We start from the raw sequence: 11,466 nt of genomic DNA on the forward strand, positions 1-11,466 counted from the left end.
GCGGGGAGGCCCTTTTCGCTTTTAGCGCGGGGCCATGCGGATGCCGCCGTCCAGGCGCACGTCCTCGCCGTTGAAATAGCCGCAGGTGATCATCGTCAGGGCCAGTTGGGCGTATTCTTCCGGATTGCCCAGGCGCTTGGGGAACGGCACCGAGGCGGCCAGGGCGGCCTTCACATTCTCGGGCGCGCCGTTCATCAGCGGGGTGTTGAAGATGCCCGGCAGGATGGTGTTGACGCGGATGCCGTCGTTCATCAGGTCGCGGGCGATCGGCAGGGTCATGCCGATGACGCCGCCCTTGGACGCCGAATAGGCGGCCTGGCCGACCTGGCCGTCCTCGCCCGCCACGCTGGCGGTGTTGACGATCGCGCCGCGCTCGCCGTCGGCCAGCGGCTCCAGGTCCAGCATGCCCTTGGCCGACTTGGCGATGCAGCGGAACGTGCCGACCAGGTTGATCTGGATGATCATGTTGAAGGCGTCGAGCGGGAAGTGCTTGGCCTCGCCGGTGGTCTTGTCGCGGCTGGCGGTCTTGATGGCGTTGCCGGTGCCGGCGCAGTTGACCAGGATCCGCTCCTGGCCGTGGGCGGCGCGGGCCTTCTCGAAGCCGGCGTCGACGTCGGCGTCCGACGTCACGTTGACCTTGCAGAACACCCCGCCGATCGCCTTGGCCACGTCTTCGCCCTTGGCCTCGTTCATGTCGAAGATCGCGACCTTGACGCCCTGGGCGGCCAAGGCGCGGGCGGTGGCTTCGCCGAGGCCCGAGGCGCCTCCAGTGACCACGGCGGCGACGGTGCTATCGAGTTTCATGGACGTTTCCTCACGACTTGCGTTTAATTGAACCTTGAGGAGCGGTTTAACCCGATGAGCGCCGACGCCAAACCATCCCCTGACGTCAACCCCGAAGCCAACGCCCGCGAGGTGCTGGATCCGAAGAAGGCGCTCGTGCCGGCCGCGGTGCGGGTCAACGAGCAACGAGTGGCGCGCGGCTTCTGGCCGAAGATCCGCAAGGTGGCGTCCAAGATCCCGTTCGCGGCCGACGCCCTGTCGCTGTGGTGGTGCGCCAAGGACCCGACCACTCCGACCGCCGCCAAGGGCATGATGTTGGCGGCCCTGGCCTATTTCGTCCTGCCCACCGACGCCATTCCCGACGTGCTGCCGGCCATCGGCTTCACGGACGACGCGGCCGTCATCGCGGCCTTGATCGCCATCCTCGGCAAGAACATCAAGCCGCGCCACAAGGACGAGGCCAAGACCTTCCTGGCCAAGCTCGGCGCGGACGATTGATCTGGTGGACGCTTCGTAGGCCGCCGCCATGACCCTGTTCGAGACCCGTCCGATCACCGTATCGATCGCCCGCCCGGCCGCCGAGGTCTATGCCTTCGCTCGGCGGCCCGAGAGTTTTCCCAAGTGGGCCGCCGGCCTCGGCGCGGGCCTGACCCGCGACGGCGACCGCTGGATCGCCCACGGCCTGGACGGCGACGTCCAGGTGCGGTTCTCGCCCGAGAATGTCCACGGCGTCCTCGATCATTGGGTGACCCCGCCGGACGGGACGGAGCTGTCGATCCCGCTGCGGGTCGTGGCCAACGGCGACGGAGCCGAGGTGACCCTGACCCTGTTCCGCCCGCCGGGCATGGACGACGCGGCGTTCGAGCGCGACCAGGGCATGGTCGCCCAGGACCTGGCGAGACTGAAGGCTTTGCTGGAAGCATGATCACCCTCCGAGGACCCCGCCCTGGCGACTTCGGCTGGATCGTTCAGCGGCACGGTGTTCTGTATGCGGAGGAACAGGGATGGGACGCCCGGTTCGAAGGCGTGGTGGCCGGGGTCGTCTCAGACTTTATCAAGACCTTCGACCCGGCCCGCGAGGCCTGCTGGATCGCCGAACACGATGACGGACATGGGGGGCGGCCGGTCGGCTCGATCATGCTGGCCCGCGAAGGCGACACGGTCGGGCGCCTCCGCCTGCTGCTGGTCGAGCCCTCGGCGCGGGGACTGGGCGTCGGCGAGAAACTGGTGACCGAATGTGTCGGTTTCGCCCGGCTGGCCGGCTATGCCGAGGTCGTGCTCTGGACACAGAACAACCTGCTGCCCGCCCGCCGTCTCTACGAACGCGCCGGTTTCGTGCTGGAGGAAACCTGGCCCTATGACGGCTTCGGCGACGGCCTGATCTCCGAGACCTGGCGGCTGCGGCTGTCCTAAGATCGCGCCTTCCTTCGACTTTCCGACATTGGAACGATCCGCTCCGAGCCGGGTTTGGCCGTCACCCCGGGCGCATCAGGAGTGGCGGACATGGACAGCTTCAAGACCGACGTCGGCAACGGCGGCGAGACCCACCAGCACGTGCCGGAAAAGGGGCCTCATGATCCCGAAGGCCACCTGACCACCAACCAGGGCATCCGGATCTCCGACAACCAGAACCAGCTGAAGTCCGGCGAGCGCGGTCCGGTGCTGCTGGAGGACTTCGTCCTTCGCGAAAAAATCTTCCACTTCGACCACGAGCGGATCCCCGAACGGATCGTCCATGCCCGCGGTTCGGCCGCCCACGGCTTCTTCGAGCTCTACGAGTCGCTGTCGGACCTGACCAAGGCCGACCTCTTCCAGCGGGCCGGCGAGAAGACCCCGCTGTTCACCCGCTTCTCCACCGTGGCCGGCGGGGCCGGCAGCGTCGACACCCCGCGCGACGTGCGCGGCTTCGCGGTGAAGTTCTACACCAAGGAGGGCAACTGGGACCTCGTCGGCAACAACATCCCGGTGTTCTTCATCCAGGACGCCATCAAGTTCCCCGACCTGGTCCATTCGGTGAAGATGGAGGCCGACCGCGGCTATCCGCAGTCCGCCACCGCCCACGACACCTTCTGGGACTTCATCAGCCTGATGCCGGAAAGCACCCACATGATCATGTGGGCGATGAGCGATCGGACCATCCCCCGGTCCTTGCGGACCATGGAAGGCTTCGGCGTCCACACGTTTCGGTTCGTAAGCGCGGCCGGCAGGTCGACCTTCGTCAAGTTCCACTGGAAGCCCAAGCAGGGCGTGGCCTCGACGATCTGGGACGAGGCGGTGAAGCTGGCCGGCGCTGACCCGGACTTCCAGCGCCGCGACCTGTTCGAGGCCATCCAGCGCGGCGACTTTCCCGAATGGGAGCTGGGCATCCAGACCTTCGACCAGGCCTTCGCCGACGGCCTGCCGTTCGACGTGCTGGACCCCACCAAGATCATTCCGGAGGAGGTGCTGCCGGTGCGGATCGTCGGCCGCATGGTGCTGGACCGCTGGCCCGACAACTTCTTCGCCGAGACCGAACAGGTGGCCTACTGCCCGGCCAACATCGTGCCGGGCGTCGACTTCACCAACGACCCGCTGCTGCAGGGTCGGCTGTTTTCCTATCTGGACACCCAGAAGAGCCGGCTGGGCACGGCTAATTTCCACCAGATCCCGATCAACGCGCCCAAGTGCCCGGTGATGAACTTCCAGCGCGATGGGCAGATGCAGATGCTGCAGCCCAAGGGCCGCGCCAATTACGAGCCCAACAGCCTGGCCGAGACGGCGGGCGAGGTGACCGGGCCGCGCGAATGCCCGATGACGGGGTTCACGACCTTCCAGACGGCCGACGGCCCCAGCGAGCAGGGCGACAAGTTGCGGATCCGGCCCGAAAGTTTCGCCGACCACTACAGCCAGGCGCGATTGTTCTTCCGCTCGCTGGATCCGGCCGAGCAGGCCCACTTGGCCTCGGCCCTGGTGTTCGAGCTTTCGAAGGTCGGCATCGAGGCGGTGCGCACGCGGATGATGTCCAACCTGGTCAATGTCGATCCGGACCTGGCCACGCGAGTCGGGGCGGGCCTGAACATGCCCGTGCCCAAGGCCTCGAAGTCGGCGGCGCCGGTGCAGGACCTGGACCCCTCTCCGGCCCTGCGGATCGTCAACGGCCCGCGCGCGCCCAAGGACATCAAGGGCCACGTGATCGGGATCCTGATCGCCGACGGTTCGGACGGCGCGGCGGTCGACAAGCTGAAGGCCGCGATCAGCAAGGCCGGCGCCGTGTCCAAGGTCATCGCCCCGAAAATCGGCGGAGCCAAAGGCGCGGACGGGGTCTTGATCCCGGCCGACGGCCAACTGGCCGGGACGCCCTCGGTGACCGTGGACGCCATCGCCGTGGTGCTGTCCGACACCGGCTGCGCGGCGTTGCTGAAGGAGGCGGCGGCCGTGCAGTTCGTGATGGACGCCTTCGGGCATCTGAAGGCGATCGGCGCCACCGATGCGGCCAAGCCGCTGCTGGACAAGGCGGGCGTCGAGCCGGACGAAGGCGTGGTCGGCCTGGGCGCGGACTTCATCGCGGCGGCGGCCAAGCGGTTCTGGGATCGGGAGCCCAAGGTGCGGACGCTGGCTTAGGGGCGCACGCACTTGCTCCCACCTGACCGCCTCGCGGTCTGTCCGCCCCCATAGGGGGCGGAGGACGCCCACGCGGCGCCTCTTCCCCCTGTGGGGGAAGACGATCGCGAAGCGATCCGTAGGGGGCAAGCGCCAGCCGCGCTAGCCCATGAGGTGCTCCCGCCAAGCCCCCCGCAGCACCTTCTTGTCGATCTTGCCCGTCGCCGTCAGCGGAACCGGCGCGAACACCACGTCATCGGGCGTCCACCACTTGACGATCCGAGGCGCCAGATAGGCCAACACATCCGCCTTGCCGACCTCGGCCCCCTCGTGGACCTCAATGACCAGCAGCGGCCGTTCCTCCCACTTGGGATGCGGCACGCCCACGACGGCGGCGATCTTCACGCCCGGACAGCCGGCGGCGATGTTTTCCAGGTCGATCGAGCTGATCCATTCGCCGCCCGACTTGATGACATCCTTCTGGCGGTCGGTGATGCGCATGAAGCCGTGCTCGTCCAGGGTGGCGATGTCGCCGGTGTCGAACCAGCCGTCGTCCTGGGCGGCGTCGGCGTCCTGGCGGTAGTAGCGGCGCACCACCCAGGGGCCGCGCACCTTCAGGGCGCCCGAGGTCTCGCCGTCGCGCGGCGCCTCGGCCCCGTCCTCGGTCTCGACCCGCAGCTCGATGCCGAACTGCAGCCGGCCCTGGCGGGTCCAGATCGCCTCGTTCATCGCGTCCTCGCCCAGGGCGGCCAGGGACGGGGTCGGCGTGGCGACCACGCCGATCGGGCAGGTCTCGGTCATGCCCCAGATCTGCAGCACGTCGACGCCGTACTTCGTCTTGAAGGTCTCGGCCATGGCGCGCGGCACGGCGCTGCCGCCGATCACAACCCGCTTGAGACTGTCCGGCCGCTGGCCGGTCTGCTCCAGCCAGGCCAGGTACATGGTCCAGATCGTCGGCACCCCGCCGGTGAAGGTGACGCCCTCGCCCTGGATCAGCTCATGCAGCGAGGCGCCGTCCATCTTGTCGGCCGGCAGCACCAGCTTGGAGCCGCAGATCGGCGCGGTGAACGGCACGCCCCAGGCGGTGGCGTGGTAGAGGCTGGAGCAGGGCATCACCACGTCGAAGGCGGTCAGGCCGAACGCGCTGGCCAGGCCTCCGGCCATGGCGTGCAGCACCACGGCGCGGTGCGAATAGAGCACCCCCTTGGGGTCCCCTGTGGTGCCCGAGGTGTAGCAGAGGAAGGCCCCGGCGTTCTCGTCCAGCCCCGCCTTGTCCAGCCCGGGCCAGTCGAAGGTCTCGGCCTCCCCGGCGATCAGGGTCTCGTACGAGGTCGCCCCGACCCCCGCGTCATGGGTCCGCTCGGCGTCCGAAAGCATGACGAAGGTCTTCACCGTGGTTAGGCGGGGGGCGAGGCGGGCCACCAGCTCGGCGAAATTACGGTCGAACAGCAGCACCCCGCTGGCCGCGTGGTTGATCGTGAAGATGATCTGCTCGTCCGACAGCCGGGGATTGGCGGTGTGCAGCACCGCGCCCAGGCCGGGCACGGCGTAGAACAGCTCCAGGTGCCGATGGGTGTTCCAGGCCAGGGACGTGACCCGGTCGCCGGACTTCACCCCCAGCCGGGTCAGGGCGTTGGCGGCCTGGGCCGCGCGGCGGGCCAGGCCCGCATAGTCGTAGCGCCAGACGGGCTCGTCGATCAGCCGGGACACGACCTCGCGCCCGCCGTGGGCGGCGGCCGCATAGCGCAGGATGCCGCTGATCAGCAGCGGTGCGGTCTGCATCAGGCCCGGGATCATGGGCGCCTCTCCCTTTTCTTGTTGGGAGGAGCCTAGGGCTTCGAACGGCTGTTGGGGAAGGGGCTTACAGCCCCTTCAGCACCGCGTCGCCCATCTGGACCGTCGTCAGCGAGCCGCCGAGGTCGCGGGTGCGGGCTCCGCCGTCCAGCGCCGCCTTGACCGCCGCCAGCAGGGCGTCGGCGGCGTCGGCGCGGTTCAGCGACCAGCGCAGGGCCATTTCGAACGACAGGATGGCGGCCAGCGGATTGGCCACGCCCTTGCCGGCGATGTCGGGGGCCGAGCCGTGGATGGGCTCGTAGAGGCCCGGCTTGCCCGCCGCGCCCAGCGCCGCCGAGGGCAGCATGCCCAGCGAGCCGGTCAGCATGGCGGCGGCGTCGGACAGGATGTCGCCGAACAGGTTGTCGGTGACGATGACGTCGAACTGCTTGGGGGCGCGGACCAGCTGCATGGCGCAGTTGTCGGCCAGGATGTGCTCCAGCTGGACGTCGGCGTAGTCGCGGGCGTGCAGGTCGGTGACCACCTGCTTCCAGAGCAGGCCGCTTTCCATGACGTTCGACTTCTCGGCCGAGGCGACGCGGTTGCCGCGGCCGCGGGCCAGCTCGAAGGCCACCCGGGCCACGCGCTCGATCTCGGCGGTGGTGTAGACCTGGGTGTCGACGCCGCGCTTCTGGCCGTTGCCGAGGTCTTCGATTCCCCGGGGCTGGCCGAAATAGACGCCGCCCGTCAGTTCACGGACGAACATGATGTCCAGGCCGGAGACCAGCTCGCGCTTGAGGCTGGAGGCGTCGGCCAGGGCCTCGAAGCAATAGGCCGGGCGCAGGTTGGCGTAGACGTCCATCGCCTTGCGCAGGTTCAGCAGGCCGGCCTCCGGGCGCAGGTGGCGCGGGGCGTTGGCCCATTGCGGGCCGCCGACCGCGCCCATCAGCACCGCGTCGCTGGCCAGGGCCGCGTCGCGGACCTCGTCGGTCAGCGGCGTTCCGTGAGCGTCGTAGCTGACGCCGCCATAGATCCGCTCCTCAAGGTTCAGGTCGGGCGTGAGGGCGGCAGCCACCCGCCGCACCTGGGCGCAGACCTCGGGGCCGATCCCGTCGCCGGGCAGGAGCAGGAGCGTGGACATCGGAAGGCTCTCTTTAGATTTCGCGGTAGTCGGAGACGTCATACGACGCCATGCGGCGGTCGTGGACGCCCAGTTCGGGGAAGCAGGCGCGCCAGGCGGCCATGTGCGGGCTGGCGCGATGGAAGGCCAGTGCCGCCTCGTCGACGAAGTGCTCGAACACCCGGATCAGGCCAGGGTCCAGGGGATCCTCGCTGAGGGCGTAGTCCAGGCAGCCCGGCTCGCCCCGGCTGCCCTCGACCTGGGCCTTCAAGTGCGGACGCAGGTCGGCCAGGCGTTCGGGCGCGACGCGGATGGTTCCGGCCAGGATGAGGGTCATCAGGCTTCCAGCCAGGGACGATCCAGCGCCCGCTTGCTCTCATAGACGTCGATGTCGGCGCCGTGCATCAGCGTCTCGCCGATGAAGTCCAGGCCCTTGAGCATCTTGTCCTTGCGCACGGGATCGATGTCGAAGTGGAAGCTCTTGCCCGAGGGCGAGATCACGGTCTGGGCTTCCAGGTCGATGCTGACCATGTGGTTGCCGCCCTTGGCCTCGTCCATCAGCTGGGCGACTTCCTCGGGCTTCAGCACCACCGGCAGCAGGCCGTTGTTGAAGCAGTTGTTGTTGAAGATGTCGGCGAAGCTGGTCGAGATCACGCACATGATCCCGAAATCCATCAGCGCCCACGGGGCGTGCTCGCGCGACGACCCGCAGCCGAAGTTGTCGCCGGCGATCAATACGGACGAGCCCTTGTACTCCGGCCGATTGAGCACGAAGTCGGCGTTCTCCTTGCCCTCGCCGTCGAAGCGGAAATCGTAGAACAGGCCCTTGGCCAGGCCCTCGCGCTCGACCGTCTTGAGGAACTGCTTGGGGATGATCTGGTCGGTGTCGATATTGGCCAGCGACAGGGGCGCGGCGCGGCCGTCGAGACGGGTGAAGGCCTGCATCAGACAGTCTCCTCGAGCAGGGTGCGCACATCGACCAGGTGGCCGGCGATCGCCGCCGCCGCCGCCATGGCCGGCGAGACCAGGTGGGTGCGGCCGGCACGGCCCTGGCGGCCCTCGAAGTTGCGGTTGCTGGTCGAGGCGCAGCGCTCTTGCGGCTGCAGCTTGTCGGGGTTCATGGCCAGGCACATCGAGCAGCCCGGCTCGCGCCAGTCGAAGCCGGCGGCCTTGAAGATGGCGTCCAGGCCCTCTTCCTCGGCCTGTTCCTTGACCAGGCCCGAGCCCGGCACGACCATGGCCTTGACGTGCGGGGCCACCAGGCGGCCATGCAGGAAGGCTTCCTGCACCACGGCGGCGGCGGCGCGCATGTCCTCGATCCGGCTGTTGGTGCACGAGCCGATGAAGACCCGGTCGATACGGGCTTCCGAGATCGGCTGGCCGGCGGTCAGGCCCATATAATCGAGCGCCCGGTGGGCGGCGGCGCGCTTGTCCGGGGTGGCGAAGCTTTCCGGATCGGGGACGTTGCCGGTCACCGGGATGACGTCCTCGGGCGAGGTGCCCCAGGTGACCATCGGAACCAGGGCCGAGCCGTCGATCACCACGGTGCGGTCGAAATGGGCGTCCTCGTCGCTGACGAAGCTCTTCCAGTAGGAAAGCGCCATGTCCCAGGCCGCGCCCTTGGGAGCCGAGGGCTTGCCCTGGATATAGGCGAAGGTCTTGTCGTCCGGCGCGACCAGGCCCGCCTTGGCGCCGCCCTCGATGGTCAGGTTGCAGAGGGTCATACGGCCTTCCATCGACAGGTCGCGGACCACGTCGCCGGCGAACTCGATGACATAACCGGTGCCGCCGGCCGTGCCGATCTCGCCGATCACGGCCAGGGCCACGTCCTTGGCGGTGACGCCGGGGCCCAGCCGGCCGTCGACGCGGACCAGCATGTTCCGGGCCTTCTCCTGGCGCAGGGTCTGGGTGGCCAGGACGTGCTCGACCTCGGACGTGCCGATGCCGTGGGCCAGGGCCCCGAAGGCGCCGTGGGTCGAGGTGTGGCTGTCGCCGCAGACGATGGTCATGCCCGGCTGGGTGCGGCCCTGCTCGGGACCGACCACGTGGACGATCCCGTTGCGGATGTCGCCCATGGGGAAGAACTCGATGCCGTTGTCCTGGACGTTGCGGGCCAGGGTCTTCAGCTGCAGGCGCGCTTCCTCGTCCGCCACCGCGTCGACGCCCAGGGCCTGGCCCTCGGTCGGGATGTTGTGGTCGGCCACGGCGAGCGTGCGGTCGGGCCGGCGCACCTTGCGGCCGGCCGCGCGAAGCCCGGCGAAGGCCTGCGGGGTGGTGACCTCATGGATGAGGTGCAGGTCGATATAGAGGATCGCCTCGCCGTTGGTTTCGCTGACGACGTGGGCGTCCCAGATCTTGTCGTAGAGGGTCTTGCGTGCGCGGGTCATGATACCCGCGCATCTAGGCCCTGGGGACGGGCGCGTAAAGCGAGGAACGCCGAAAATTCACGTTCACCGGCCGGTGACGCGATCAATCCTGCCCCAAGGGCGCCGCATGCGGACGTTTTGACGCAGTTTCTTGCCTCTGAACACCGCCACGGGGCCTGAAATGGAAAGAGGGCGCGCTCTGTGGCGCGCCCTCATATCAAATTTCCTTCAGTGGCCATGACGCCGTTTCTGAAGAGGGCCACTCCCTTGCAAGGGGGCGGTCTATAAGCCCGTCGCAGAGCGGTGGGGGTGCATTCACCAAACACCAAAGAACGATGTTTTGTCAATATATTCGTGCGGTTGCACTGAAGCTTGACCATGCAAACCCCGGCTGCTCGCCGAAAAACCGCCCAAAGAAAAAGGCCCCGGCGTTTCCGCCAGGGCCTCGTTCAATTCGCTGGAAGCGAGCCCTATTCGGCGGCCTCGGTCTTGCGGACGTTCGAACGCTCGGCGATGCGGGCCGACTTACCGCGACGGTCGCGCAGGTAGTACAGCTTGGCGCGACGGACGACGCCGCGACGCTTGACTTCGATGCTTTCGATGCTCGGCGAGAGCAGCGGGAACAGACGTTCCACGCCTTCGCCGAACGAGATCTTGCGGACAGTGAAGCTCTCGTGCACGCCGCCGCCCGAACGGGCGATGCAGACGCCCTCGTAGGCCTGGACGCGCTCGCGCTCGCCTTCCTTGATGCGGACGTTGACGCGCAGGGTGTCGCCCGGCTCGAACTCGGGGATGGCGCGGGCGGCCAGCAGACGCTGGGCTTCTTCGCGCTCGAGTTCCTTGATGATGTTGATCGCCATAACTCTAGTCTCCTTTGGGCTTACCCGTTTTCGGGCCGCCTTTTGCCTGTTGATTGGCGAGATGCGCTTCCCAGAGATCTGGACGCCGCTCGCGGGTGGTTTCTTCACGCATGCTGGTCCGCCACTGGGCCACCTTCTTGTGGTCGCCCGACAGCAGCACCTCGGGGATATTCAAACCTTCGAACGTCCGCGGTCGCGTGTACTGCGGATGCTCGAGGAGGCCGTCCTCGAAGCTTTCTTCCTGCGTGCTCTCGAAATTGCCCAGAACCCCTGGAGCCAATCGAACGCACGCCTCGATCACGACCATCGCCGCCGCCTCGCCACCGGCTAGAACGGCGTCTCCGACCGAGACTTCCTCGAACCCCCGGGCGTCGAGCACCCGCTGGTCCACCCCCTCGAAACGGCCGCACAGGACGATGACGCCCGGAGCCTTGGCCCATTCCTTGACGCGCGCCTGGGTCAGGGGCCGACCCCGGGCGCTCATGTACAAAAGCGGCCGCCCACCGACCTCCACGCTGTCGAGCGCGGCGGCGATGACGTCCGCTTTTAGCACCGCTCCCACGCCGCCACCCGCGGGGGTGTCGTCGAGGAAGCCGCGCTTATCCTTGGAAAACCCCCGAATGTCCAGTGTTTCCAATCGCCACAGGTCCTGCTCCTTCCACGACGTGCCGATCAGCGAGACGCCGAGCGGGCCGGGAAAGGCCTCGGGGAACATGGTCAGGACGGTGGCGGTGAACGGCATGGGCGCTCCATAGCGCCCAAAGCCGCCAAAAATCTAGTTAGAGCAATCTAGGTCAGGATGGTTTTGGGCAGGGGTTTGCCGGCCTCGGCGGGCATCAGCGGCGGGGTCAGCTTGACCGGCTCGCTGGTCATGTCCGCGGGCGGCGCGACGTGATGCACGGGGGCCACGGCCAGCACGGCGGCGGTGGTCAGGGTGGCGGCGACGAGCGCCGTACCGACACGGATCTTCTTCCATGAAACCATG

The 11,466-nt window shown here is 67.9% G+C and carries 13 protein-coding genes; 4 read left to right on the forward strand and 9 right to left on the reverse strand.

Annotated elements, in window-relative coordinates; all coding sequences use genetic code 11:
- Positions 1-21: 21 nt before the first annotated feature.
- The gene (locus tag ASD21_RS10095) at positions 22-804 is read right to left on the reverse strand and encodes an SDR family NAD(P)-dependent oxidoreductase (RefSeq protein ID WP_056440227.1); all 783 of its coding nucleotides are present in this window, start codon (positions 802-804) and stop codon (positions 22-24) included.
- 54 nt (positions 805-858) lie between these two features.
- On the opposite strand from ASD21_RS10095, the gene ASD21_RS10100 reads away from it, so the two are divergent.
- The 4 genes from ASD21_RS10100 to ASD21_RS10115 all read left to right on the forward strand — a co-directional run bounded on the left by ASD21_RS10100 (position 859) and on the right by ASD21_RS10115 (position 4,383).
- Positions 859-1,281: a YkvA family protein gene (locus tag ASD21_RS10100; RefSeq protein WP_056440229.1), complete on the forward strand. Its 423-nt coding sequence runs from the start codon at positions 859-861 to the stop codon at positions 1,279-1,281.
- Positions 1,282-1,309: 28 nt separating this feature from the next.
- Entirely contained in the window at positions 1,310-1,708 is a 399-nt protein-coding gene (locus tag ASD21_RS10105) for an SRPBCC family protein (protein WP_056440231.1), read from the forward strand.
- Positions 1,705-2,196, forward strand: a complete 492-nt coding sequence (locus tag ASD21_RS10110) for a GNAT family N-acetyltransferase (RefSeq protein WP_056440233.1) — start codon at positions 1,705-1,707, stop codon at positions 2,194-2,196. The genes ASD21_RS10105 and ASD21_RS10110 overlap by 4 nt, the downstream gene beginning before the upstream one ends.
- A gap of 90 nt (positions 2,197-2,286) precedes the next feature.
- A complete protein-coding gene (locus ASD21_RS10115) occupies positions 2,287-4,383 on the forward strand; it encodes a catalase (RefSeq protein WP_056440235.1) in 2,097 nt (698 codons plus the stop codon).
- 141 nt (positions 4,384-4,524) lie between these two features.
- Here ASD21_RS10115 and ASD21_RS10120 read toward each other — a convergent pair whose 3' ends face one another.
- From ASD21_RS10120 to ASD21_RS10155, 8 genes are all read right to left on the reverse strand, one after another.
- Entirely contained in the window at positions 4,525-6,159 is a 1,635-nt protein-coding gene (locus tag ASD21_RS10120; RefSeq protein ID WP_056440237.1) for a long-chain fatty acid--CoA ligase, read from the reverse strand.
- Between the two features lie 64 nt (positions 6,160-6,223).
- The gene (gene leuB, locus ASD21_RS10125; RefSeq protein ID WP_056440239.1) at positions 6,224-7,276 is read right to left on the reverse strand and encodes a 3-isopropylmalate dehydrogenase; all 1,053 of its coding nucleotides are present in this window, start codon (positions 7,274-7,276) and stop codon (positions 6,224-6,226) included.
- A 13-nt stretch (positions 7,277-7,289) separates the two neighbouring features.
- Entirely contained in the window at positions 7,290-7,592 is a 303-nt protein-coding gene (locus tag ASD21_RS10130) for a putative quinol monooxygenase (protein ID WP_056440241.1), read from the reverse strand.
- Positions 7,592-8,200 (reverse strand): 3-isopropylmalate dehydratase small subunit, encoded by a 609-nt coding sequence (gene leuD, locus ASD21_RS10135; RefSeq protein ID WP_056440245.1) that lies wholly within the window; start codon positions 8,198-8,200, stop codon positions 7,592-7,594. Before leuD ends, ASD21_RS10130 begins: the two co-directional genes overlap by 1 nt.
- Positions 8,200-9,642, reverse strand: coding sequence for a 3-isopropylmalate dehydratase large subunit (leuC, locus tag ASD21_RS10140; RefSeq protein WP_056440247.1), 1,443 nt, complete (start codon positions 9,640-9,642; stop codon positions 8,200-8,202). The genes leuD and leuC overlap by 1 nt, the downstream gene beginning before the upstream one ends.
- Positions 9,643-10,091: 449 nt before the next feature.
- Positions 10,092-10,481 carry a 50S ribosomal protein L19 gene (gene rplS / locus ASD21_RS10145; protein ID WP_156390679.1) on the reverse strand — a complete coding sequence of 130 codons (390 nt, stop codon included), beginning with the start codon at positions 10,479-10,481 and terminating at the stop codon, positions 10,092-10,094.
- 4 nt (positions 10,482-10,485) lie between these two features.
- Positions 10,486-11,223, reverse strand: a complete 738-nt coding sequence (gene trmD, locus ASD21_RS10150; RefSeq protein ID WP_056440249.1) for a tRNA (guanosine(37)-N1)-methyltransferase TrmD — start codon at positions 11,221-11,223, stop codon at positions 10,486-10,488.
- Between the two features lie 47 nt (positions 11,224-11,270).
- Positions 11,271-11,465, reverse strand: a complete 195-nt coding sequence (locus ASD21_RS10155) for a hypothetical protein (protein ID WP_056440250.1) — start codon at positions 11,463-11,465, stop codon at positions 11,271-11,273.
- Position 11,466 lies beyond the last annotated feature (1 nt).

The sequence above is a fragment of the Caulobacter sp. Root1455 genome (genome assembly GCF_001426905.1).
Taxonomy (GTDB): Bacteria; Pseudomonadota; Alphaproteobacteria; order Caulobacterales; family Caulobacteraceae; genus Caulobacter.